Consider the following 24,015-nt stretch of genomic DNA (forward strand, 5'->3'; position numbering starts at 1 on the left):
CGGGTTATTTGAGCGCCGGTGCCGCGCCGAGCGCGATGCACACGATCACCACGAGGACGATCACCACAGTCGAAGCCGCACCGAGCACGAGCGGGCGGCCGCCGAGCTTGATGAGCGACTTCACGTGCACGCCGAGACCGAGCGCGAACATCGCCGAAGCCAACAGGAGGGTTTGCGCGATCTTCGCGACATCCAGCACCGGCTGCGGAACGATGTGTAGCGAAGCGATCAGGACCATCACGATAAAGCCGAGAACAAACAGCGGCATGATCGGAGGGAGCTTCGTGTCCGCGCCCGCGCCACCGTCTGAGCCGTTCCCTGCGGCACGGCGAGCGCCAAGCGACACGGTCGCGATCATCGGCGCCAGCATCAGGACCCTCGCCAGCTTGACCGTCACGGCCGTCGACAAGATGACCCCGCCGCGCGCGATACCGCCGGCCGCAACCACCTGAGCGACCTCGTGAACCGTACCGCCGATGAACATGCCGGCCGCACCGTCGTCATATCCCAGCAACCGAACCAGCAGCGGAGCAAGCGGAATCATGAGCGTTCCGCACACCACCACCATCGCGACCGCAGCCGCAACCAGCTCCTGCTTAGCGCGAGTCACACCCTGCATCCCGGCGACGGCCGCGGCGCCACAAATCGAGAAACCGGCGGCCATCAGCATCCGCAGATCCTTCTCTATGCCGAGCGCTTTGCCGAGCCACAGCGTCGCAACAAAGGTGATCGCGACCGCCGCGACAGCGACCACAACCACGCCCCAGCCCAAGCCGATGACCTGCGTGAGGGACAGCTGCAAGCCAAGGAGCACAACGCCGAGCCGCAAAACCCTCTTGGCGGCAACAGCGATGCCGGGGTCGAAGATAGCGGGCACTGGCGCAACATTACGCCACACCGCACCCAGCAGAATCGCGACGAGCATGACCGGGATCGAAGCATTCAACGCACCCAATCCGATACACACAGCCCCCACCGCGAACGCGAGCCCAAGCCCCCACCACACCGATGGTTTCGCGGCTGCATTGCCGTTTTGTTGGGCTTGGATCTGGGCCACGTGGCGCTCCTTCGAAGGTGGCGGGCTGGAAGTGTCGCGATCTTCAGGCTAGACCTTGCCTTGTTCTTTCTCCACAGGCATGGTTCATGATTCTGCAAAAGAACTAGACTCAAGCCCATACCTGGCCGAACGGCGGCGACAAGAGAAAGGTTCCGGTGTGACAGGTTCGACTTCCGTGCGAGCTAAGAACTCGGCTTCTGTATTGCTGGTCCGCCCGGCCGCCAAGTCCAATAGCGGCGTTGGGGCCGGTAGCGGCGTTGAGGTTTTCGTTCACGTCCGCGCGAACAGCATGGAGTTCGCGCCGGGCGCGGTGGTGTTCCCCGGCGGAGGCGTTGATCCGAGCGATGCGGAAGGAACCGCCTCGTGGAGCTTGCCTGATGCCCTTGCTGCGTCCCTAACCGACGACGCCGCGGAAGCTTCCGGTGTCACCGCGGCTGATCGTGGTGAACCGGTCACGCCGCAAACCCTCGTGGCTGCCGCAGTGCGGGAAACCTTCGAAGAATGCGGTGTTTTGCTCGCCGAGCCAGCGAACCCAGCCACCGGCACTGAGCTGCATCCCGACAGGGAAGCCCGGCGTCGCGAGCTAGAAGAACACCGCATCGGAATCAACCAGGCCATGACCGCGCTCGATGCGGCCCCCTACCTTGAGAACATCGTGTGCGTTGACCGCTGGATCACCCCAACGGGGCTACCTAAACGCTATGACACCCGGTTTTTCGCGGCAGTTCTGCCGGAAGGGCAGATCGCGGACGGCCACACGAGCGAATCGGTCGATAGTTTCTGGATCCGCCCCGAAGAAGCGTTGCGCCGCTATAAGGAAGGCACGCTGATGGTCATGGCCCCCACATGGGCACAGTTAGAGCGGCTAGCGCGAGCAGAAACCGTTGAGGACGCCCTCAAACCAGCCACCACCGGCGTGACGATGCCAAGCATCACGCGCCAACCCGGTGCTAAACCTCGCATCGAATTCTGGGGCGAAGACGCCTACCGGGACGCCGGAAAACCGATCTACAGCTAACCTGCCCTGCATCTATCCCAACCAATCCGACCTCCACCCGAACGAACAGCACAAAGCGAGCGAAACCTTGAGCACCGAAGCACCACGTACCGTCTACGTTTTCAACGGCCCCAACCTCAACCTTCTAGGTACCCGCGACCCGGAAACATACGGGACCACGACCCTCAGCGACGTCAAGGATCTGTGCGAGGCCGCTGCCACCGAGCACGGGCTGACTCTGGATTTCCGGCAAAGCAACCACGAGGGCGAGCTCATCGACTGGATCCACGAAGCCGGCGCCGCCGTCATGGACGGAAACGCGGTGGGCGTTGTGTTCAACGCCGGGGCATACACGCACACGTCACTCGCGCTCGCGGACGCGATCTCGGGCTCCTTCTGCCCCACGATCGAGGTGCACATCTCCAACGTTCACGCGCGTGAAGAGTTCCGCCACCACTCCTACCTTTCTCCTGTAGCAAAGGGGATCATCGTGGGACTCGGGGTTGCTGGCTACGAGCTCGGGATCCGCGCACTCGCACAGTAAGGGCCGGCTCACACAGTAGAACCCGGCCGGCGGGCGCAGTAAGGCCTCAGAAAACCTCCCCCTCCTAGAGATAGTTGACAATATGCAACTACCTTGGGTTATTGTTGACTTTCGTCAACAACATACGTCATGGGCTCCGTGACCCTTCCAGGAGGTTGAGTGGCCAAAAACCCAGCGCCGGAATCAAAATCTGCAGCTACCGATAGTTCTGCGCCTGCAACTGAGACAACGCCGATGTCTCACAGCGCCAAAATCCAGTCCCTGACTGCGCTGATCATCGCGATGTTCGTGGGCATGATCGCCAACACGGTCGTCTCAACCTCGATGCCGCGCATCGTTCACGACCTCGGCGGTACACAGGCACAGTATTCGTGGGTCATCGCCGCTTCAATGCTCGCGATGACGGTCACCGTCCCCATCTGGGGCAAGCTATCTGACCTGCTGGACCGCAAAATGTTGATGCAGGTTTCGCTCGCGATCTTCGTCTCAGCAACAGCGTTCGCCGGCTTTTCACAATCCATCGACATGCTCATCGGTGCCCGCGTATTCCAGGGCATCGGCATCGGCGGAACCATGACGTTGTCGCAGATCGTGATGGCGGACGTCATCTCGCCACGCGAACGCGGCAAGTACATGGGTGTTTTCGGCGCCGTCATGGCGTTCGCTACCGTTGGCGGCCCACTGCTGGGCGGGTGGATCACCGACACGTTCACGTGGCGTTACAACTTCTACATCGCGCTCCCGGTTGCGATCGTCGCGTTCGTCATGCTCCAGACGCGCCTGCACCTTCCGGAGCAAGAACGTCGCCGTTTCCGCCTCGATGTGTGGGGCCTGGTTCTGCTCTCTGGCGGCATCTCCTTGTTCCTCATCTGGGTCACGATGGGCGGCAGCGGCCCCAGCGCGATGTTCCCTTGGAAGTCCGTTGAAACGCTGTGGATGACCAGCGCATCGGCTATCTTGCTGATCGCATTCGTGTTCGTTGAGCTGCGCACCGATGAGCCGCTTTTGGACCTGCGACTGTTCAAGAACCGTACGTTCACGCTTTCAGTGGTCGGTTCGATCGCTGTTGGGCTCGCGATGTTCGGTTCGACCGTGTACTTGTCTCAGTTCATGATCATGGCGCGCGGCGCAAGCCCAACCATGGCGGGTGTCATGACCATCCCGATCATGGCGGGAAGCATGATCTCCGGCAACGTCGTCGGTTTGATCATCACCCGCACGGGCGCGTGGAAACCGTATGTGATCGCGTGCTCGGTCATGTTGGTGGCGGGTCTCGGGTTGATGTCTGTGGTTCGCGCGGACACGAATTACTGGTTCATGGCGGCGCTCATGTTCCTCATGGGCGCGGGCATGGGCGGCACGATGCAGAACTTTGTACTCTTGACCCAGAACGCTGTGCATCCGCGGGTCATGGGGGTCGCGTCGTCGGCTGTGGCTTTCTTCCGTTCGATGGGCGGAACCGTTGGTATCGCGTGGCTCGGCGGTGTGCTCGCTAACCTTGCGCCGTCGTTGATCGCTGATCGTCAGCAGGATCTGATGGGCGCTATCGCTAAGCTTCCTGCCGGTGAGCGGGCCTCGATTATGGAGATGCAAAGATCGGGCGAGCTTCCGGCGCCAAGCATGTTGCCTGATTCGGTTGCGACCATCATCGAGCACGCCTACGGCGAAGCGATTGCGCATCTGTTCCTGTATGCGGCCCCGATTGCCGCACTTGGCTTGCTGGCGGCGATCTTTATTCCGAACCTGAGCTTGTCGACGCACACCCGTCATGAAGAGCTAGCTCGCGCGGCTGGAGAATCCGCCGATAAAGTTACGGATCATAGCGGCAAAGCTGAAGAGCTTGACGGCCGAGTAGCACGGCAGGAGGTGCGCGGCGATGTCTGATGTGCATAGCGATGAGTTCGCAGAGCAGCTGCGTTCACTGACCCGCGAGTATCGGATTTTGTTGGCTGCGGCTCGCCGGAGTTTCCGCGAGCAGGCGGCGGCTTTGGATGCGTCACTTCAACCGTTCGATGGGGCTGTTGCCTCGGCGCTGTACCGCCAGTGCATGGAGACCGATAGTGAGACCCCTGATACCGGGATGACGGTCACTGAGATTTCCGAGGTTGTTGACGCGGATAAGTCGATGGTTTCGCGTGCGATCAAGCGGCTGGAATCGGCGGACCTGTTGGTTCGGACCACGGATCCGAAGGATGCCCGAAGCTTCCTGTTGTCCCTCAGCGATGTAGCCCGGGAGCGGCTCCAGGAATATGCTCTGAAGCGGCAAAAAGAGTCGGCGGCCATGTTTGAAGAGTGGACTCTTGAAGAAGTTTCGACGTTCGCAGCGCTCATGAAGAAACTCAACGACAGCCGCGTCCGTCCCTTGGGCAAAGAGCCTCAGTAAACGGGCTTCGGTGTTCCACACTGGTCTTTCACGAGAGCTTTATCCACATTATGAGGCCAGCCTATTCCGGCCCCTCACCGTACTGAGAAGCTGGAAGTCCAACGCATAACTTAGACCTCCAGGAGACCACTGTGGATCAGCCAGCAACCGGCAGCGAGAACCGACCCCGCACAGCATGGGCATTGCAAGACCCGCTTCTCACCGAGTACTACGACACCGAATGGGGCCGCCCCGTCACGAGCGAGCGCGGACTCTATGAGCGGATAGTCCTTGAGTCCTTCCAGTCAGGGCTTTCGTGGCTCACGGTTTTGAAGAAGCGCGATGCCCTCCGCGAGGTCTTCGCAGGCTTCGATCCAGAGGTAGTCGCCGGGTTCACGGAAGAGGACATCGACCGGTTGCTGGGCGACGCTCGGATCATCCGCAACCGTGCCAAGATCGAGGCCGCGATCACCAACGCTCAAGCCACGGTTGCTCTGCGTGATGCGGGAGGGTTGCCAGCGTTTGTGTGGCGGCACACACCCGAACAGAGTTGCGTACCTACAACCGAAGATGAGATCCCGTCTCAGAGCGTGGAGTCACGCGAACTCGCGAAGGATCTTCGTAAGCACGGGTTCCGTTTCGTCGGGCCAGTCACCGCATTCGCGCTCATGTGTGCAGTCGGGATGGTCGACGCCCACGTCACGTCGTCCCACCTACGTGGCGTGTGCGGTCTGCGCGACGCCGCCGGCCAGCTGACCGAAGATGGCAGGCGCTTTGTATACGAGCTAACCGCTACTTCTCGCTGATGAACCCCTCTTCGACCATCCAGTCATAAGCCACATCCGCCGGATCCTGGCCCTCAACGTCGACCTTGAGGTTCAACTCCTGGAAGGTCTCGTTGTTCATCTCACAAACCCTTCGGGCGGGCAACATGTTCAACCACACGCCCCACCCCGTCGATAACCAAAGCCAGCAGCGCAACCAAAACCGCTCCGACCACAAGAATCGTGGTCTGTGACACGTTCACGCCAGACGTGATGAGCAAGCCCAGACCCCCGCCGTCAACGAAGGTTGCAAGCGTTGCGGTACCGACCAGCAACACCAACGCAGTACGGATGCCGGCGAGCATCACCGGAATTCAAATGCGATCAATCATTTCGATGTGACTCACACGGCCCGATGCGGCGCCCCCTTAGAACGCAAACGCCGGCTGCCACACAAAGGTGGCAACCGGCGTGAAAACGGCTCGGATAACTCCGCCTAGGACACTCGATTACTGACGATAGAACTCGAACGCAGACGGCCCAGCGCCCGTCGCGACGCGCTGCGTCGGGTTCAAAACCCCATGCTCGGTGATCCGGTACACACTGATGTGTCCCGAAAGCTCGCCGCCCACCAAAACCAGCTCACGGCCCGGCGCAACAGCAGCCGCACGCGGACGCTCCTCCGTCCGCGTCCTAGCCCTACGGCGAGGCTGAGCCCCCGTATCAAACACAGTCAACGCGCTCGTCGTGCGCTCGGTGGCCAAAATATAGCTCGCGTTACGCGCATGCATCAGCGCACCCGCCCACATAGGGCGCTCCGGAACCTCAACGCCCTCTGCCAAGCCAGCGTCGCCGCTATCGCGGGCGACACCCGGGGCAAGCTGATCCTCCGGCTCATCAATGCGAACCCGCGCGAACTCAGCCAACTCGCCCGTCTCGGCGTCGCGATGGAACGTGGAAACCTCACCGCTCATCTCCGTCAACAACGCAACATACGTGCCATCCGGATGAACCATCACATGCCGCGGACCAGAACCCTCAGCAACATTCACTGCACCCGCGCGCACCAACGGCGGCTCACCAGAGGCGCCCCGGCGATACATCACCAAACGGTCATCGCCCAGGCTCGCCGCATACACATGCTGGCCATCAGGCGACGGCACCACGCAATTCATCGCACGGCCAGCCGCATCATCGATCCACGCCGGTTGCCCCTCCTGAGGCAAACCCTGGGAATCCAACATGACACGGAACACCGCATCCCCGAAATAGCTCGCCCCCAGCAAGCCATCCCGGCCCACCGAACCAGCGACCGCCGGATGCTCATCCCCCGACGTCGGATCAAACGCCAAATACGCAACCGAACGCGGCAAATGCGCAGTCCCACGCAACGCCAAACGGCCGCCAGCCACCACAGTGAAAACCCACAACAGCGGGTTCTCATGCTCGGAGCCGCCCTGCGCCGCATACAAAATCCCGCGACGATGATCCATCGTCACAACAGCGACATCATCAAGGCCCTCGATGACCGCGAAACGGTTCAGTCGGCCCTCAGCCTCATCCAAAACATAGGCCTCGATGCTGCCCTCGTCACGGCACGCAACATACGTATACGTCGTCGACATCAGGCGTTCCACAACCCATACGAATCCGCGAGCTGCGCAATCTTCTGCGCACGCTTCAAACGAGGCAAATACGAGCCGTCCGTCATCGGCGCGCCCTCAGCATGCTGATCCAACAACTCATGAGCCCACTTCAGCTCATCTTCGCTCGGTGAGAGCCCAGCGTTCACACGGTCAACCTGATCAACATTCAAAACCAGCTTGCCCGTCATACCCATCTTCGACGTCACCGCGCAATCCTCGATGACCTCCGCATCGTCAGCGGAAGGCACCGACGGACCATCAATCGGGCCAGGCAAGCGCCCCACACGCGAAGCCACCACAAGCTTGCCGCGCGCATAGGCCAACGCCAACGGATCCCCACCAGCACCCGTATCCTTACGGAAATCATTCACACCGAACGCCAACCGGAACGTACCCGGCGCAGACGCGATCGCCGTCGCATTCTCGATCCCCAAAGCCGACTCAATCAAAGCCAACACCGGAGTACCAGCCGCCAACCGCATCGCAGTTAACGCAACCTGCTCAGGCTTCTCAGTCTCCGCAAGCATCACCCCACGCAAACCCGGAGCACCCTGCAAAGCCTTCAAATCATCAGCCCAAAACTCAGAACGAATCGGGTTCACACGAACCCAACCGCTCATCCCCGCATGCAACGCCTCCACGACATTCTGGCGGGCCTCTTCCTTCTGATCCTCAGGAATCGGCGCCTCCATATCGAAAATCACCGAATCAGACTCAGACGCCAACGCCTTGCCGAAAATTTCAGGCTTCAACGCGTTGACGAGCAGCCAAGACCTCGAAAGCTTGGCCGGAAGAGCAGCAGCACGAATATTACGGATGGGCATACCTCAACCCTATAAGGACAAGACGGCCGCGTGAACACTTAGCTGTTGCTGGCCATGAGGTTGTTGACGTTTCTTGGGGGTAGCGGCACAGACGGGTAGATTGGGACGCATGTCGAGCCCTGAATCGGACACTCAGGGGCTTTCGGTCACGCCGTCAGCCCCTCACCTTCGCTGAGCCCTCAGCTCTCTGCTGCCCTGTGCTGTGTGCAGCACGACATTCGGGTGTCCTCTGGGCGCTGACCGTAGTGACGAGACGTTCTCTTGTTCGCACTCTCGCTTCGGAGCTACCTCGATGCCTTTCGCTCTCTATCTTCTTGCCCTGGTGGTCTTCGCCATGGGTACTTCCGAGTTCATGCTCGCCGGCCTCGTGCCCGACATTTCCACATACTTCGGCGTTCCCGTGGGGACAGCTGGTCTCCTGACATCGGCATTCGCCGCGGGCATGGTGATCGGCGCACCTGCGATGGCCGCCCTCACTCGTCGCCTCCCCGTGAAATCGACACTCTTGGGTTGCGTGACTGTATTCGCGGCGGCTCATGTCGTCGGGGCGCTGACGCCCGACTTCACTGTTCTGTTCATCACGCGCGTGATCGCCGCGATTGTCAACGCAGGCTTCTTGGCGGTCGCACTGGGCGCGGCGACGAAACTCGTGGCACCCAACGCCAAAGGTCGGGCCGTATCGATTCTGCTGGCGGGCACCACCGTCGCAACCGTCGCCGGCGTCCCCGCGGGTGCCGTACTTGGTACGGCCCTTGGCTGGCAGTCGACGTTCTGGGCGATCGCTCTCCTCTGCGTCCCCGCTGCGATCGGCATTGCCGCGGGCTTCACCACTCAAGCTGGCGACACGTCCGAGAAGGATTCGTCCTCGCTGCGGATGGAGTTGGCGCAGCTTGCCTCTCCGCGCCTCGTTCTGACGATGATGCTGGCTGCCCTGGTGAATGCCGGCACCTTCGCAACGCTGACCTTCCTTGCGCCGATCGTTACGGGAACCGCCGACCTGAGCCAGTGGTGGGTGTCGGTGGCGCTTGTGCTCTTCGGCGTCGGTTCCTTCATCGGCGTCACCGTTGCGGGACGGCTCGCTGACGCCCGACCTCGCGTCGTCATCATGGGCGGTGGAAGCGTCCTTGTACTCGGCTGGGTCGCCTTGGCGCTCTTCGCGACGAACCCCGTTGCCCTGCTCGGGCTCGTTTTCGCTCAGGGTGTGTTGGGGTTCGCTGTCGGCAGCACGCTGATTACGCGAGTGCTCTATGCGGCGGCGGGTGCACCCACCATGGCGGGTTCGTACGCGACCGCGGCACTCAACGTCGGCGCAGCAGTCGGTCCCATACTTGCCGCTGCCGCGCTCGGCGTGATACCCGGTGCGCTCGGGCCCGTTTGGGTGGCCGTCACCACGACCGCAGCGGCATTGCTGCTCACCATTCCCCTTCTCCGGCTGATCGCGCCCGCCGAGAGCGAAGTGGTCAAGTGACGCACGCTAACTCGCCCTTGACAGTCGAAGGCCGTCGCCGACTCATTGAGCGCTGCCGCTCTCGACCCCTCGCGCATGTCGCCGCAGAGATGGGCATCTCCCGCGCAACCGCATCGAAGTGGGTAACCCGGTACCGCAAGTTCGGTCAACTCGGCCTGCTTGACCGCTCATCTGCTCCAATCCGGCAGCCAAGCGCGACACCTGGCGAGACGCTAGCGCGAATCGAGGAACTACGGCGCGAGCACAAGTGGTCAGCATCCCGCATCACCTTCGAACTGCATGGAGATGGCGTTGCGATCAGTCGGCGCACCGTCACTCGGCACCTAGCCGAGCTCGGCCTGAACCGCCGTCGATTCATCGACCCAAACGGCGAGACGAACCGGCAAGTGCAGACGATCACGGCAAAGCATCCCGGGCACATGGTGCATCTCGACGTCAAGAAAGTCGGACGCATCCCCAACGGCGGTGGTTGGCGGGCTCATGGCAAAGGCAGCCCTGAGGCTCGTGCCGCCGCCCGAGCGAGAACCCGCGGGGCACGCGCCGGGTACGCCTACCTCCATTCCGCAATCGACGGGCACACCCGCCTGGCATACACTGAATCGCTCGAGAACGAACGGGCCACCACCGCCGTCTCGTTCCTGAACCGCGCCCGGGTGTGGTTCGCCGCTCACGGCATCACCCGGATCGAGCGAATCATCACCGACAATGGCGCTTGCTACCGCTCCGCGGCATTCGCCGCCGCTCTGAATGGCGCGGAGCACCGCCGTACGAAGCCCTACACGCCCAAGCACAACGGGAAAGTCGAACGCTACAACCGCATCCTCGCTGAAGAGTTCCTGTACGCAAGGACCTGGAACTCAGAAGACCAGCGCGAGAAAGCGCTGGAAACCTGGAACCTGCACTACAACTACCACCGGCCCCACGGTGTGCATGACGGGAAGCCGCCCGCATCCGCGACACCATTACGCGTCAACAACGTCCTGGCCTCATACATCTAACCGTAGTGAGCCGGTTACCGAGCGGACAGTGAACCCGCCGAGGACTTTCGCGTCGATCAAGTCCTCCAAGTCTCTCGGGTCGCGTACCGCACGATCCAGGTCGTAGGCGACCATCACCTGCGCCTCACCAGTGCCCAAGTGTTTGAGCATGGCGCGGAACTGGGGCCGGATCACTCGCCGCACCCGCTCACCCGACGGCAACGTGATCGTACGCTGCTTGAACGCTGACGTGTCGTTCTCACGAAACACCGCCGCTACTTCCCACCCGTGCGCAGCGGCGTAAGCGCGACAGTCGACCTCCTGCCGGTCAACGCCACGCTCGCTACCCTCGGGATCGTCGCTGATCCTGACGTACACCACTGCCCGCAAAGGCTCCGTGGTTTGTTCTTGCTTGTTGTGGCCCATGCTTCGGCCCCACCTTCCTACTCGTGTGAGAGGTAGGTGCGTTTAGGGAACCTCGGCTAGCCCAGGTCGACGTGCTCGACGACGTAGCTCGCGGGCAGCGTGATCGTGGTGCGACGCCGTGACCCTGCCCGCCGTACGGTGAGGGATCCGTCGTCGTTCGCATGGGCGACGTTCCAGCGGTCGCCGTTTTTCACCCAGCTTCGCCCGAGCGAGAGGCGCCGATTGTTCTCCCGTGTGATGATGAGATCTCCGCGAGACGCCTCATTGCCGTCGTGAAGCTTGATACCGTCCACGGCGACGTCGCCCTGGAGGATTCGGTCGGTGCGGGCGCGGGTGTTGAGCGCGGAGACCGTGTCGAGGGTTTCCGCGATCAGCACCGTACTCTTTCCCGCTGCGAGGTCTGTGCGCCAGGCTTGGTAGGCGGCTTCGAGGATCTCGTCATATCCGCCCGGCGTAACGCGCTCGTGCGCAATGTAGGTATCGATGACGTCGGTGTCGCCGATCCGCAACTGCAGGGACGCCTGCTTCTCCCAGTCGTTCTTGAAGCGGCGCACATCGACCAGTTCCGGGGCGTCGCCGCGATCACGCACGAGCATCCCGAACGCGCCGCCCGCGTCGACGGCGGCGAGTTGCGCCCAATCGCCCACGAGCAGCACTTTCGCGCCGACCTGCTGGGCGTGGCTGGTGATGGCGTCGAGCGCGAACGTGCCACCGAGCGAGGCTTCGTCGATGATGACGAGCTGCCCGCGCGTGAGGTTCCATTTCCCGAGGCGATGCTCATGCAGCCACTTCGCCGTGTTCTCCGTACCGATCTCCAGATCCCCGGCGAGGACGTCGGCGGCAGCGGCAGAGGGTGCGAGCCCGGTCACCGAGCCCTGCCCGTAGCGTCGCTCCCAGGCGCGGCGCAGGGCACGCATCGTCGTGGTCTTCCCGGTCCCTGCGGGGCCGACGAGGACGTCGAGGACGCGGCCGGAGACGCCGATCTTCGCGATCGCCTGCTCCTGATCCACCGACAGGGTGTGCCCGTCGCGGTTCTTCGTTCTGGCGGCGTCCTCAATCCATGCCAGCGGCACGGTCGGCGCCGATCGATCATTCGACGCGGCAAGGAGCCGGTCTTCTGCCGCGAGCACCTGCTCGGAGGAGAACACCGTTCCGCCTTTGGGTCGGAACACGCTCGACCCGTCCGCACGGCGAAACCGCGATGAACTCGTCGCGAGCTCGGGCGGGGTGAGACGCAGCGAGACCCGTTCAGCGGCATCGACGATCTGCTGGGTGATAGCGTCCCGGTCGTTCGCGGACGCGAAGCGAAGATCCATCGTCTGCCGTATCGCCTCCGCGTGAAGGTTCCACCGTTTCCACGTCGCCCGCCGGTCACCTACCTGCTGCACCACAACCTCGGCGACCTGCTCGAGATCTTCCAACGGGATATCGTCCGCCCGCAGCAACGGTTCCTGCTCACTACCGGCGAGCAGTGCCGACGCCCAGGTTGGCGCGTCCTCACCCAGCAACGTGGTCGCGCGTTCTCGCCACTGGGAGGTGAGGTCGCTGAGGGAGTGCTGCTGCTTCGGGGGCCGGGTCTCGAGCGTGGCCTGCTGCCGGAACTGCCACACCAGCTTCGGGGATGGCTGCCTGCCATGCTTCGAGACGTACTCGTCGACCAGCCGGTCTTTGACCTGCTCGATATCGCGTGTGCGGGAAGAGAACTCATCCATCAGCTCTTGCGGCACGCCGACGATCTCCCACGCAGTGGAGCGTCCGGCTCCGCGGTCGCGGGCTTCCCACCCGACGCCGAGGATCTGGGTGAGATGGTCGGAGAGGACGGCGTTGTAATGCTCCGATAGGCCCGTGACGGCGGCGTGGATAGCGCGGGAATCGAGCGTGCGCCACTTCCCGTCATCGACGGCTTGGACGCGGTTGGCGATCACGACGTGCGTGTGGAGTTGCGGATCCGCGGCGCGGGAATCGTAATGATCGTAGGCGGTCGCAATCACACCCCGCACGTCGACTTGCGCGACAGCTCCGCGCGGCCCTTTCGCGCCGACCCTGGTCATCGCGACGTCGCGCTCAAGCAGGGCGATCACGTCTCGGATCGCGGCGTGATGGGCTTGAGCGACGAGTGCCTGAGTTCCGCCATCGGCAACTGCCCAGAGGGTCGACACGGACTTCGGCACCGAGAACGTGAGGTCGAACCCCGCGACCGGCGCATTGGTCGGCTTCTGTGCCTCCTCCGCCTCGATCAGCGCTTGCTGCGCGGCACGCTCACCTGCGGTGAGGGACTTCGGGAGCTGATCGAGGCGGCGCTGCGTCCGCTCGCCCGCGGTCGCGAACTTCCGGTACGGGCGCCCCAGTTGCTCGCCACTGTTCGGATCCTGCCCGTGCCCCATGAGGCGCCGTAACTGCTCCTCGCTCACCGAGGCACCGACGGCGATCTCTCCGGCGAGTCCTGGGAGGCCGGCCCCGAGCCAGATGCCGGGAGGCGTTCCTGCTTCAAGGTAGTACCTTGTCAGCGCTGACGACGCATCGCGATCCCCGTCGCCAGCGACAACTGCGTTCAGCAGGTACCGGTACCCGTCCCCAGCGGTCATGACCCTGATCGAAATCGTCACACTGGGCAGGTGCGCCGCAGATCTTGGGATCTACCCTCGGAAGGCGGAGAGCGCGATGTTTGCGTCAATGCAGGGAGATAGCGAAGAGCGCGCTTCAACGGAGATGCTCGAATGGGTCCACGACGGATTGGAGTCCGTGGTCGCGGCAGACGTAGATGATTCGCACGCCGTACCCGTCGGCGCCGCTCGGCTCGGGGTCGCATTCTGCGCGGCAGACGTTACAGAACCGGTGCTCGTTGCTCCCCCAGACCGTGACCTCGATATCGTCGGGGATCTCCATTCCGTCGAACTCCATATGCGGAGGTTAGCTGTCGCGGATTGAGTCGGGTCAAGATGCGGCACCGATGCTAAACCGCCGTTACCTATGGTCATCGCGCCGGTCGCGCACTCGACGCTTAGTTCTTGAGGTACTCGAGGACGGCGATGACGCGCTTGTTCCCTGTGCGCTCGTTAAGGTCGAGCATGGTGAAGATGCTGCTGATGTGCCGTTCCGCGATCGCGACGCGACATACACACGGTCCCTGATTTGCTCGTTTGTGAGCCCCGTAGCCATGAGCGAATCGTCAGTATCGCGGAGGAGGTGCTGCGGGAGCGGGAAAGGATTGACCTTACTGACGCAGAGACCCAAAGTGCGAGCATCCCTCATCGCTTTGATGCCAGCCCTTCAACCATTGCAACTAACCCGAACTCGAAATCTAGGTCTTGATCGACAGGCTCACATCCGTTGTCGAGCGCTGTTTGTTCTTCTAGTACGAAACCGACCGTATAGCGGCTGATAGCCATGAGAGCTCGGACCGCAGAGCCCTCAGCGAATCCTTCGGACACGAGAAACTCGATCTGACTTTCGGGGGCATCCGAGCCCGCTGGCATCTGGTCACTCTTTTGACGGTGAAACTCTGCGTGCAGCCGTGCTCCATCCCGGACTGCCAGAAGCGCTGTCCGGAAGCTCCGCGCGTTGCGCAGGAGAAAGTCGTCCCAGCGCTCCCCTGACTCTGGGAGTGAGGCGTGGTGTTCGCGATCAAGCACATCAGCTGCGAGCGATCCGAGCAGGTGGGCCTTTGTCCGAAAGTGCCAGTAGAGCGCTGGCTGCTGCACCCGCAGATGCGCAGCCAGCGCCCGCGTGGTGAAACCGTCGATCCCCGTGTTATTGAGCACATGCCTCGCACCGCGCAAGACTGCTGCACGATCGAGTCGCGCTTGTTTCTGAGCCATGCTTGCACTTTATCATCGATAACTTTATCGTTGATAAGGTGTCATTTCTCACTTCCGCTCGTGGCTCGTTGGCCACGGTCCTCATCACGGCTAGCCTCGACGCCGCCGGCATGGGCCTGGTGATGCCGATTCTTCCCGCACTGCTACACGAGGCAGGGGTCACCGCTGATGCGGTTCCGCTGAACGTCGGAGTGCTGATCGCGCTCTACGCGGTAATGCAGTTCATCTTTGCCCCCGTACTGGGAACGCTGTCGGACCGATTCGGCCGCCGCCGGGTGCTGCTTGTTTCCCTAGCCGGTGCGACCGTCGACTATCTCGTGCTCGCCACGACGTCCGCTCTGTCGGTGTTCTATATCGCCCGCGCAGTGGCTGGGATAACCGGAGCGACCAATGCGGTCACCGCCACCGTGATCGCCGACATCACGCCACCCCACCAGCGCGCCAAGCGTTTCGGTTTACTCAGTGCCTGCTATGGCGGCGGAATGATCGCGGGGCCAGCCATGGGTGGACTGTTCGGTGCCATCTCGCCACATCTGCCGTTTTTGCTCGCTGCTCTTCTCTCAGCGAGCAATCTGGCACTCACCTTTATCCTGTTACGCGAGACCCGTCCTGATTCCCCTGCGCGCTCTGCGTCGCTCGCTCAGCATCGTGGTCGCCCCGGCCTCAGCGCGGTGCCTGGGATTACCTTCCTATTAGTCGCATTCGGCCTTGTTCAATTCATTGGGCAGGCTCCAGGTGCGACCTGGGTGCTGTTTACTGAACACCGCCTCGACTGGAGTCCCGTCGAAGTTGGAATCTCCCTGTCCGTCTTCGGGATCGTACAGGTTCTCGTGCAGGCCCTCCTTACTGGCCGCATCGTGGAGTGGATCGGTGAGGCAAAAACAGTCATCATCGGGTGTGTTACCGACGCCTTGGGTCTCGTAGGCCTGGCGATAGTCACTGACGGATTGTCCATGGCGCCTATCTTGGCGGCATTGGGGATCGGTGGCATCGGCCTCCCCGCTCTGCAAACCCTTCTCTCCCAGCGCGTCGATGAACAGCGGCAAGGGCGCCTCCAGGGTGTGCTCGCCAGCATCAACAGCGTCACATCGATCTTCGGACCGGTCGCTTTCACAACGATCTTCGCGTTCACCTACATCAACGCCGACGGCTTCCTCTGGCTCTGCGCCGCAGCACTCTACGTGCCCTGCGTGATTCTCATCGTGCGTGGTACAGCGGCGTCCCCGAAGTTCGGCTCATGGGCGAGCGGCGACTCGATGTGAGTTGTGAGCAGGAGCAACATGACGGCGACACGTCTTCGCCACGGCCGACGAGCGAGTCGGTGCCACCGGGCAACTCGGCATCATCTGCCAAGGATAGGTCAGCTGGGAGTCTAAAGACCCATTGAAGTGTGCGTGCCGATCGCGGAGAAGGCCAAGGGAGAGCCGGAGGCCCTCTCCGAGTAGCTTGCCGATGACATGAGCTGGACGCTCATCGAGAAATCCACACACAGCGGCCCCAGTGCAGCCCGAGAGGTGCGCCCGCCGTCCTCCCGAGCGGGTGGAAGTCATTTCGGTCATCGCCCACGGACGACGCGCTTCCTACGATGGATACCTCGAGTCTGTAGGAAGGCACGTCCGTTTCAGCCATGCGTTCCGCTTCGTCTAGCACCCGAAGACCGCGATGTTCGCAGAACTGCGAAGCTACTGTATCGAGACGTAGGTTGGCTAAGGCCTCTGTGGACAGCATGAGCGACTCTTGAGTCCGTAATCTAGGAACCGCAGAAACCACCCGATCGAAACGCAACTGCTTTTGAGCCGCGACCGTGCGCAGAAGGTGCTAGTAGCCATCCCTCGCGATCATCACGCGCATCGAAACCGTCACGACGCCACTGCCTTCGAGGTCAGGTGAGCGGGAACTGATTGCGAACGCGCTGTCCACTCTGGTTGAAAGATTGCGCCGCTGTAGACGACCGCCATCTGGATCCCGACGGTGACCGTGCTCTCGAGTGTTCCACTACCCAGCATTAGCGCGGTCAGGGTCGGCTTCAGGTGATGAGTCCGTGTCGGTAGGCGGTGATGGCGGCGTGGACACGGTTGTCGATGCCGAGGGTGTTGAAGAGCTGGGAGACGTACTGCTTGACGGTGCCTTCGGAGAGGTGCATGGCCCGGCCGATCTGGGCATTGGAGAGTCCGCGAGCGATGTGGGTGAGGAGCTCGATCTGGCGCTCGGTGAGCAGGGCAGTGAGTTCGTCTCGCGCGGTTCGGGTGCGGTGGCCCGCCTGTTGCTCGGTGGCGAGCCAGCGGGCGACTCGGGGGGAGAACGCGCCGCCGCCGTGCGCGAGGGCCCTGACGCCGGCAATAAGCTGCTGAGGCTCGTCGGATTTGAGGAGGAAACCGAGGGCGCCGGCGTTGATCGCATCGGCGATGAGATGGTCGTCGGAAAAGGTGGTGAGCATGGCGATCGGAAGCTCGGGCTGTCGGTGCCGGATCTCACGGAGAGCTCCGATGCCGTCGAGTCGTGGCATCTGGATATCCAGCAGTGCGACGTCGACGCGGTGTGTTGCCGCGGCGTCGACGGCCTCGTGGCCGTTGCTGGCGAGGGCGGTGATGTCAAGGTCAGTGGCGGAGGCGAGAATAGCGGCGACGCCGGTGCGGACGAGCTGGTCGTCATCCGCGATCAGGACACGGATCGGTGGGGTGTCGGTGCGATCCTCCGGGGTCATGGCGCAGGAACCGTTCCGATCCTGCTGACCTGGTCGGAGGCGAAGCAGACGACGTGGACGTCGACTCGTTCGAAGAAGCTGATTTCCGCCTCGTAATAGTGGCAGGTCTCGTCGGGGCGAGGCGGGAACTCATCGCGTGGAGGATCGAGCATCTCCAGGGCGGGGAGGGAACGCTCGACCGTCTCCTGGGTGTCTCCGACGGAGATGTCCGCAAACTGTGCCGTGGTCATCACCGATAGCGTGTTGGCGAGCACGAAGTAAGCGACCGCGATGAACACGAGTGCGCCGAGGATGGCTGAGGGAACGGCGATGGCAGCACGCGTGGCGCGGGATCGAAGGGTCGCGGCATCGTCCTCGGCGGCGACGATGTCGCCATCAGATGCTGCGCTGTCCGCAGATGGGCGTGCGTGCGCCGGAAGGGTGAGAGTCAGTGCGAACTGGGTCGGCATCTGATGGACGGTGAGGGCGCCGCCCAGCATCGCGGCGCGATGCCGCAGGCCATGCAGTCCGAATCCACCATCGAGCGGATGGGCTGAGGACGCCTCCTCGTCACGCGGATTGCAAACGATCGCAGTGACAGTATCGCCCTCGACCTCGACGCGCACGGTGACCGGTTGCCCAGGAGCGTGCTTGGACGCGTTGGTGAGTCCTTCCTGCACCACCCGCGCGACAGTGTTGAGCGCTTCATCGCTGAGTCGGTCAGTCAGATCTGCGGCGATGTGCGTTTCCACGTGCATCTCGGCCTGACGAGCACCGATCACTGCTTCGTCGATGCTCGGGGCGCTCCATCCGGCAGCCGGGTCTTCGGACTGGCGCAGCAGTCGAACGGCGAGGCCGAGCTGATCCGCCGCGTCCGCTGCGATCGTGCGGATACCGGAGACCTCTGCTCGGTCGGTATCCGGAAGCGTGGGCGTGAGGGAGAGCTGTCCGAGCCGGACGGCGATGAGCGTCAAGGAGTGGCCGAGGCCGTCGTGCATCTCCGCGGCAAGGTTCATCCGCTCTCGTTGCAGGATCTCACGGGTCTGGCTTGCTCGTCGTCTGGATTCGATCGCGGCAAGCTCCCAGCCCCGGCGGTGAAACTCTCGCCGCTGCGACACCGCGCGCCGCGTGGTCAGCGGTGCGGCGAGCACCAGGGCGGTCAGCAGACCATACACGAGGCCCTCGACGATCTCCTCAACTCGCAGTTCGGGGAGTCTGACGACGGTAGCGGCGAGTACGGAACCGGCAAGGACCACGCACACCCGCGCAGCCGGGGTTGCGAACATGAGCACGATCGCAGCAGTCGCAATAAGGCTCAGCACCAGCACGGGAGCATCGGGCAACCAACGCGTCGACATGCCGCCGCTGATCGCGACGACGCATCCAACGATGGTCTGCCGACGGCGGAGTGCCGCAGGATCATTGGAGCTACCACTCATACTCCCAATCTATGCGCGCGGCTCCAACCGGTGAACTCACGATCGTTAGGTCATGAATGGGCATTCGGCAATATCGGCACGTTGACCCATGAATCTACCGTCGTATGCATGGTCGATCTTCTCCGCATGTTCCTTGCACAGGCAGGCGAGCACGTCACGCTCGTGCTCGCCTGCATGCTCCTGTTCGCGGCCGTTGACGCAGCCCTCGGTATCGGTGCTGTCCTCCCAGGGGAAACGGGCATCGTCCTGGCCGCGGTTACGCTCTCTGACCGTGCCGAGCTGCTCGCCGCCGGCGTGTTCGTCGCTGCGCTGGGCGCATTTCTCGGAGACCATGTGGGGTTCGCGGTCGGACGCGGTCTTGGAGCCCGCCTCGGCGACACCAGACTGATCAAGCGCCTGGGTCGGGATCGCTGGGAGAAGGCACGATATTACGTTGCCGGCCGATTCTGGATCGTGATCCTCGCCCGTCTGCTTCCGGGTATCCGCACCCTCGTCGCTGCTGCAGCTGGCGCCTCAGCGGTGCCATACTCGCGGTTCGCAACCGCTTGTAGTGTTGCGGCGTTGCTTTGGGCGGGGCTTTGGGTCGTGGGTGGTGCGCTCATCGGCAACGCACTGCTCGATGTCGTTGAGCGCTACACTCTGCCCGCACTCATCGTCGTGGCCGCTGCACTCGTCCTTTGGCTCTTCGCACGCCACAAGCGGGGGGTGCGCGCATGAACCGCATGTCCTCGGCACACCCGCACCCCGACTGGGCGACTCTGCCCAATCTCATCACCTTGCTGCGGCTTGGGTTCGTGGTTCCGATTGTCATCCTCGTCCTCAACCATGCCCAGCCCGTCCTCACTGTCGTACTCCTGGCGGTCTTCGGCGCAAGCGACTGGATCGACGGCTATCTCGCTCGCGCCCTGAACCAGGTCAGTGCCACGGGAGCGGTACTCGATCCTGTCGCAGACCGCATCGGCGTTGCGATGATCGCACTCGCCCTCGCCGTAGCAGGGCATCTCTCCCTCGGAGTCGTTCTCACCATCGCAGCCGTCGACGCTGCACTCGCCGTCACCTACCTGGTGACTCGTCCTGCACGAGCGCCGAAGGTCTCCCGCGTCGGCAAGGTACGTACCGCGGTGCTCATGTCAGGCCTCGCGCTCATCGGACTCAGCCTGGTCCCCGCGCTCCTTCCAGTCGGAACCGCAGGCAGAATCCTTTGCGTCATAGGAGCGTTCCTCCACGCCGTCGCAGGGTTTGGCTATGTCCGTGCTCTCCTCCGTGACAGCCACACAGATCCGCCCGATATGTGAGCTCAGGTTGTTCAACTATCTTCTCCGGCGTCCACGCTGAGAGCCTGGGGGCTGGCCGTTGAGCCGGGTGAAGGCGCGGTTGAATGCGGCCTCGGACTGGTAGCCGAGTTCGGAGGCGAGGCGGGCTATGGTGATGTCTTCTTCGCGCAGCCGTGATGAGGCGATGCTCATGCGCCAGCGGGTGAGGTAGGCGATCGGTGCTTCACCGGTCAGTGCGGTGAAGCGGCTGCTGAATGACGATCTGGACATTGTGGCGACCTTGGCGAGACGACCGAGGTTCCAGTCGTCGCCGGGGTTTTGGTGGATCGCTTCGAGTGCGCGACCGATCCTGTCGTCTTCGAGTGCGCGCAACCAGCCTGTGGGGGCCGTCGCGTCGCTGATGAGCCAGGAGCGGATCGCCTGTACGACGAGAACATCGGCAAGTCTGGTCGCAATGGCCTCGCCGCCGATCTGCGGGTGGCCGAGCTCGCCGGCCATGAGGCGCAGCGTGTCTTTGATCGAGGACGCAGCCGAGAGCGTGTCGCCACCGATGAACATCACGGCGGGAAGCGTGCGCATCAACTCTCGTGCGGCGGGTTCGTCGAAAGACACGACACCACAGATCAGCTGCGCTGTTCGACCACCGCCTCCGTGCTGGAGGATCGAGTAGTTGGTGCTCAGGTACTCCTGGGGCAAAAGGTCGACTCTTGGGCCACGACGCGCATCGGCTTCGCTCAGCAGGTGGTGGCCGAGGCCGTGCGGCACGAGTGCGAGGTCTCCGGCGCGCAGCTCGATTGAGTTGGCCTCGGGCAGGCGCAGCCAGCAAGTCCCTGCCGTGACGACGTGGAAGCTCACTGAGTCGGCGATCGCGGGCATTTCCAATGCCCAAGGCTCCGAGAGTTCGGCGTGGCAGTAGAAGGTGCTGCGCATCCGCAGCGTGTGGAGCACGCGCGCCACCCGAGCCTGGTGTTCGAAGCGTGGGATGACCTCCATGTTGCAATCGTGTCACACCTCTGAGCAAATACGCTCACTGAATCGGACGAATGAGCAAGAAATCTGGATATATAAGCATGCTCCTGCCGCATGGAGCCGCATAGCGTCGAAGAACAATCAATCGATGCTCACAGGAGGAAACAACATGTACATCATCGCTGGGGTCACAGGAAGGGTCGGATCGGTCACTGCACGAAGGCTGCTGGATGCCGGTGCCGACGTGCGTGTTCTGGTGCGCCGCCAGATAGATGCGGAAGCGTGGACAGCGCAGGGTGCCGAGACCCGCGTCGTGGAGCTGAGCGACCAGACGGCGTTGAGCGACGCGCTTGAGGGAGCGACCGGGGTCTTCGCGCTGCTGCCGTTCGATCTGACCGCCGACGACCTCGATGCGCACGCCGATGCCCTGATCGCTTCGATCAGCGGCGCGGTCGTGAATCGACGGGTTCCGCACGTCGTCATGCTGTCCTCGGGCGGGGCGGATCTGGCCGAGGGTACCGGTCCGATCGTGGGGTTGCATCGGCTCGAGCGGGCGCTGCTCACCACTGGTGCCGTGGTGACGGCCCTGCGTTCGGGGCACTTCCAGGAGAAGGTCGTCGACGTGGTCGGCGTCGCTCGTGACAGTGGCGTCTACCCGGTGTTCGCAGCGTCAGCCGAGGCGCCGATTCCCATGATCGCCACTCGCGACATCGGTGTCGCCGCGGCCCAGATGCTGCTCTCCCCGCCAGCTCGCAGCGAGAGCGTCGATATCGTCGGCCCTGCCTACTCGGAACGCGATGTCGCCAGGGTGCTCGGTACCGCCCTCGGGCGCGAGCTGCACGTTGCGACGATGCCCGAGGACACCTGGATCGAGGTACTGGTCAATGCGGGATTCCGTCCGCATATTGCCGAGAGTCTCGCCGAACTGTACCGGGCTGACGAGCAAGGGTTGCTTGCCCCGCGCGGAGACCGCATTATCCGTGGGGAGTCGAGCCTCGAGGTCACGATCGATCGTCTGCTCACCTCCGGCTTGGGGTGACGATTGTGTTCGACTGTATTTTCACGTCCGTGCTTGTCGCCGGTGTCGTCACCAACGGACTGCTGGCCGGGGTGTTCTTCGCGTTCTCCTGTGCGATCAACCCCGGCTTCCGACACATCGACGATCGCAGCTACGTCGGAGCCTTTCGCGCCATCAACGGGGTAATCCTGAACGGCTGGTTCCTCAGCGTTTTCCTCGTCGCACCACTCACTGCCGTCGCAGGCGCGATCCTGGCCGTCGGCCGAGAGGACGTCTCGGCTTTCGGATGGCTCGTCGTGGGCGCTGCCTGCTCGGTGCTCTCCTTCGGCATCACTGCCGCCGGGAACGTGCCGCTGAACCGCGCGCTCGACCGGGCACCCGCAGACACGGCACAGCGGCTCCGCGACACGCGCAAGGGTTTCGAGGCTCCCTGGAACAGATGGAACCACACCCGAACCGTCTTGAGCACTGGCGCACTCGTAACGCTGGTGATCGCCGCATCCGGTCAGAGTTGAAGGGAGCCTTCGCAACGCAGGCATATCGGGTTCAGATGAGTTCCATCACCGGCCCCTCGTGGACGGCGCGGTAGATCGTGTTGCGGATCGAGTTGGCCTGATCTGCGGTGAGTGTGCGGTCGATCGGGCGAAGCACGATCCGCAGCAGCACATTGACCTGCCCCGGCCGCGTCCCCAACCGCGCTCGTGCGGTCTCGGGTAGGTTCTCATGCTCGGTACGGCTGAGCACTGCGACGGTCTCGATCAGGTCAGTGTCGTCACCGAGCGCCGTGCGTATGCGATCGCCAAGGGTCTCCTCGTCCTCTTCGTCCGTGACGACTACGGAGATATCACGTCGGGCCGGTGGCAGCGAGGATACATGTTGCCACGGTTCCAGGGTCAGCATCTGCTCGGCTATCCTCGGGTCGGCGGCTCGCAGATAGCGGATGTCCGGGATCGCCTTGCGCAGCATGAGCGCCCGTTCGAGCCCCATCCCGAGCGCCAGTCCCGACCACTGCTCGGGGTCGAGCCCTGAGCCGCGCAGCACCTCTGGGTGAATGCGTCCGCACTCGGCGAGTTCGAGCCATTCACCGTCATGTCGAACATCAATCTGACGCCCGCCCACGGTGTAGGGGTGGTCGGCTTCGGTGATCCTCCACTCGGCTCCTGGGAGAACGGCATCGACCAGTTCTTCGATCATGTCGAGCATGTCCTCGTCTCTGGTGTCTGGTGTGCTGCGGATGCGCCAGAGGTCGACCTGGTGAGGTTCTCCTACGTGGCTGCGGTCGACGGCGTCGCGTCGATACACGAGCCCCGGCGCGACGATCAGCTCATCGACATCTCCGCAGCCGGCGTAGGCTTCCAGCGCGGTGGGGAGCTCCGCACTCATGTGGCTGCGCAACATGGCCGTCGGGCTGATGTATCGGGTGTAGCGGCGGGCGCGGGTAACGTCGCCTCGGGCGTAACCGAGGCGGTCGTAGTTCGCGGTGATTGAGACGATGGGAGAGCTGCGCACGTACCGGATCGTGCTGCCCCAGGTGTATTCGAGGCTTGCGACGACGGCACTCAGAAGAGCTTGGATGGCATGCTCGCCCTGGGCGGGATCGGTGAGATCCCGGAGGTCGAGGGCGCGGCAGAGTTGTTCAGGGGTCAAGTAATCGGCATAAGCCATGAGAGTCTCCAACAGGATCGTGGGCTGATGAACGAGGAGAACACCCCCGGCCGCGCCTGCGGAGACCCAGTGAGCTATAGGCGC

Annotated in this window: 24 protein-coding genes and 1 pseudogene; 13 read left to right on the forward strand and 12 right to left on the reverse strand. The window is 63.0% G+C overall.

What is annotated here, in order from left to right:
* Positions 1 to 4: 4 nt before the first annotated feature.
* On the reverse strand, positions 5 to 1,057 hold the full coding sequence (locus J2S67_RS08230; protein WP_310248054.1) for a YeiH family protein: 1,053 nt from the start codon (positions 1,055 to 1,057) through the stop codon (positions 5 to 7).
* A 157-nt stretch (positions 1,058 to 1,214) separates the two neighbouring features.
* Between J2S67_RS08230 and J2S67_RS08235 the strand changes: the two genes are divergently transcribed.
* The 5 genes from J2S67_RS08235 (at position 1,215) to J2S67_RS08255 (ending at position 5,766) form a co-directional block, all read left to right on the forward strand.
* Entirely contained in the window at positions 1,215 to 2,075 is an 861-nt protein-coding gene (locus tag J2S67_RS08235) for an NUDIX hydrolase (protein WP_310248058.1), read from the forward strand.
* 67 nt (positions 2,076 to 2,142) lie between these two features.
* Positions 2,143 to 2,598: a type II 3-dehydroquinate dehydratase gene (aroQ, locus tag J2S67_RS08240; protein ID WP_304273487.1), complete on the forward strand. Its 456-nt coding sequence runs from the start codon at positions 2,143 to 2,145 to the stop codon at positions 2,596 to 2,598.
* Between the two features lie 234 nt (positions 2,599 to 2,832).
* Complete coding sequence (locus J2S67_RS08245; protein WP_310248065.1) at positions 2,833 to 4,482, forward strand: MDR family MFS transporter; 1,650 nt, start codon at positions 2,833 to 2,835, stop codon at positions 4,480 to 4,482.
* The gene (locus J2S67_RS08250) at positions 4,475 to 4,981 is read left to right on the forward strand and encodes a MarR family winged helix-turn-helix transcriptional regulator (protein WP_310248067.1); all 507 of its coding nucleotides are present in this window, start codon (positions 4,475 to 4,477) and stop codon (positions 4,979 to 4,981) included. Before J2S67_RS08245 ends, J2S67_RS08250 begins: the two co-directional genes overlap by 8 nt.
* Before the next feature lie 131 nt (positions 4,982 to 5,112).
* Positions 5,113 to 5,766 (forward strand): DNA-3-methyladenine glycosylase I, encoded by a 654-nt coding sequence (locus J2S67_RS08255; protein ID WP_278201543.1) that lies wholly within the window; start codon positions 5,113 to 5,115, stop codon positions 5,764 to 5,766.
* Here the strand turns inward: J2S67_RS08255 and J2S67_RS08260 are convergent.
* The 4 genes and pseudogenes from J2S67_RS08260 to J2S67_RS08275 all read right to left on the reverse strand — a co-directional run bounded on the left by J2S67_RS08260 (position 5,753) and on the right by J2S67_RS08275 (position 8,194).
* Entirely contained in the window at positions 5,753 to 5,866 is a 114-nt protein-coding gene (locus J2S67_RS08260) for a glycine betaine ABC transporter substrate-binding protein (protein WP_260077053.1), read from the reverse strand. The two genes, J2S67_RS08255 and J2S67_RS08260, sit on opposite strands and share 14 nt — an antisense overlap.
* Position 5,867: 1 nt before the next feature.
* Positions 5,868 to 6,098 (reverse strand): annotated as a pseudogene (locus tag J2S67_RS08265) (ABC transporter permease subunit); the annotation flags it as partial.
* Positions 6,099 to 6,233: 135 nt separating this feature from the next.
* Positions 6,234 to 7,349: a lactonase family protein gene (locus J2S67_RS08270; RefSeq protein WP_310248072.1), complete on the reverse strand. Its 1,116-nt coding sequence runs from the start codon at positions 7,347 to 7,349 to the stop codon at positions 6,234 to 6,236.
* Positions 7,349 to 8,194, reverse strand: a complete 846-nt coding sequence (locus J2S67_RS08275) for an HpcH/HpaI aldolase/citrate lyase family protein (protein ID WP_101630889.1) — start codon at positions 8,192 to 8,194, stop codon at positions 7,349 to 7,351. Before J2S67_RS08275 ends, J2S67_RS08270 begins: the two co-directional genes overlap by 1 nt.
* 292 nt (positions 8,195 to 8,486) lie before the next feature.
* On the opposite strand from J2S67_RS08275, the gene J2S67_RS08280 reads away from it, so the two are divergent.
* Both J2S67_RS08280 and J2S67_RS08285 read left to right on the forward strand, forming a co-directional pair.
* Positions 8,487 to 9,662, forward strand: coding sequence for a Cmx/CmrA family chloramphenicol efflux MFS transporter (locus tag J2S67_RS08280; protein ID WP_005882743.1), 1,176 nt, complete (start codon positions 8,487 to 8,489; stop codon positions 9,660 to 9,662).
* Positions 9,659 to 10,660, forward strand: a complete 1,002-nt coding sequence (locus J2S67_RS08285) for an IS481 family transposase (protein WP_040347806.1) — start codon at positions 9,659 to 9,661, stop codon at positions 10,658 to 10,660. Before J2S67_RS08280 ends, J2S67_RS08285 begins: the two co-directional genes overlap by 4 nt.
* Here the strand turns inward: J2S67_RS08285 and J2S67_RS08290 are convergent.
* Positions 10,649 to 11,065 carry a recombinase family protein gene (locus J2S67_RS08290; RefSeq protein ID WP_005882741.1) on the reverse strand — a complete coding sequence of 139 codons (417 nt, stop codon included), beginning with the start codon at positions 11,063 to 11,065 and terminating at the stop codon, positions 10,649 to 10,651. The two genes, J2S67_RS08285 and J2S67_RS08290, sit on opposite strands and share 12 nt — an antisense overlap.
* Positions 11,066 to 11,121: 56 nt before the next feature.
* Positions 11,122 to 13,650, reverse strand: a complete 2,529-nt coding sequence (gene mobF, locus J2S67_RS08295; RefSeq protein WP_456320567.1) for a MobF family relaxase — start codon at positions 13,648 to 13,650, stop codon at positions 11,122 to 11,124.
* Between the two features lie 88 nt (positions 13,651 to 13,738).
* On the opposite strand from mobF, the gene J2S67_RS08300 reads away from it, so the two are divergent.
* Entirely contained in the window at positions 13,739 to 13,993 is a 255-nt protein-coding gene (locus tag J2S67_RS08300) for a hypothetical protein (protein WP_011867692.1), read from the forward strand.
* A gap of 320 nt (positions 13,994 to 14,313) precedes the next feature.
* Here J2S67_RS08300 and J2S67_RS08305 read toward each other — a convergent pair whose 3' ends face one another.
* Positions 14,314 to 14,883: a TetR/AcrR family transcriptional regulator C-terminal domain-containing protein gene (locus J2S67_RS08305; protein WP_005882738.1), complete on the reverse strand. Its 570-nt coding sequence runs from the start codon at positions 14,881 to 14,883 to the stop codon at positions 14,314 to 14,316.
* A gap of 38 nt (positions 14,884 to 14,921) precedes the next feature.
* On the opposite strand from J2S67_RS08305, the gene tet(33) reads away from it, so the two are divergent.
* On the forward strand, positions 14,922 to 16,145 hold the full coding sequence (gene tet(33) / locus J2S67_RS08310) for a tetracycline efflux MFS transporter Tet(33) (protein ID WP_074436872.1): 1,224 nt from the start codon (positions 14,922 to 14,924) through the stop codon (positions 16,143 to 16,145).
* A gap of 764 nt (positions 16,146 to 16,909) precedes the next feature.
* On the opposite strand, the gene J2S67_RS08315 is transcribed toward tet(33), so the two are convergent.
* Complete coding sequence (locus tag J2S67_RS08315) at positions 16,910 to 17,587, reverse strand: response regulator (protein WP_005882736.1); 678 nt, start codon at positions 17,585 to 17,587, stop codon at positions 16,910 to 16,912.
* Complete coding sequence (locus J2S67_RS08320) at positions 17,584 to 19,005, reverse strand: sensor histidine kinase (protein ID WP_239271272.1); 1,422 nt, start codon at positions 19,003 to 19,005, stop codon at positions 17,584 to 17,586. Before J2S67_RS08320 ends, J2S67_RS08315 begins: the two co-directional genes overlap by 4 nt.
* Before the next feature lie 108 nt (positions 19,006 to 19,113).
* Between J2S67_RS08320 and J2S67_RS08325 the strand changes: the two genes are divergently transcribed.
* Both J2S67_RS08325 and J2S67_RS08330 read left to right on the forward strand, forming a co-directional pair.
* On the forward strand, positions 19,114 to 19,722 hold the full coding sequence (locus J2S67_RS08325; RefSeq protein WP_005882734.1) for a DedA family protein: 609 nt from the start codon (positions 19,114 to 19,116) through the stop codon (positions 19,720 to 19,722).
* Positions 19,719 to 20,300: a CDP-alcohol phosphatidyltransferase family protein gene (locus tag J2S67_RS08330; RefSeq protein ID WP_005882733.1), complete on the forward strand. Its 582-nt coding sequence runs from the start codon at positions 19,719 to 19,721 to the stop codon at positions 20,298 to 20,300. Before J2S67_RS08325 ends, J2S67_RS08330 begins: the two co-directional genes overlap by 4 nt.
* A gap of 15 nt (positions 20,301 to 20,315) precedes the next feature.
* Here the strand turns inward: J2S67_RS08330 and J2S67_RS08335 are convergent, their stop codons facing one another.
* Positions 20,316 to 21,272 (reverse strand): AraC family transcriptional regulator, encoded by a 957-nt coding sequence (locus tag J2S67_RS08335; protein WP_005882732.1) that lies wholly within the window; start codon positions 21,270 to 21,272, stop codon positions 20,316 to 20,318.
* 145 nt (positions 21,273 to 21,417) lie between these two features.
* Here J2S67_RS08335 and J2S67_RS08340 point away from each other — a divergent pair, with 145 nt between their 5' ends.
* Together J2S67_RS08340 and J2S67_RS08345 are read left to right on the forward strand one after the other, a co-directional pair.
* A complete protein-coding gene (locus tag J2S67_RS08340; RefSeq protein ID WP_040347804.1) occupies positions 21,418 to 22,287 on the forward strand; it encodes an NmrA family NAD(P)-binding protein in 870 nt (289 codons plus the stop codon).
* Positions 22,284 to 22,781 carry an anthrone oxygenase family protein gene (locus J2S67_RS08345; RefSeq protein WP_005882729.1) on the forward strand — a complete coding sequence of 166 codons (498 nt, stop codon included), beginning with the start codon at positions 22,284 to 22,286 and terminating at the stop codon, positions 22,779 to 22,781. The genes J2S67_RS08340 and J2S67_RS08345 overlap by 4 nt, the downstream gene beginning before the upstream one ends.
* 31 nt (positions 22,782 to 22,812) lie before the next feature.
* Here the strand turns inward: J2S67_RS08345 and srmL are convergent, their stop codons facing one another.
* On the reverse strand, positions 22,813 to 23,931 hold the full coding sequence (gene srmL, locus J2S67_RS08350; protein WP_005882727.1) for a PheS-related mystery ligase SrmL: 1,119 nt from the start codon (positions 23,929 to 23,931) through the stop codon (positions 22,813 to 22,815).
* Positions 23,932 to 24,015 lie beyond the last annotated feature (84 nt).

The sequence above is a fragment of the Pseudoglutamicibacter albus genome, assembly GCF_031458175.1.
Classification (GTDB): Bacteria; Actinomycetota; Actinomycetes; order Actinomycetales; family Micrococcaceae; genus Pseudoglutamicibacter; species Pseudoglutamicibacter albus.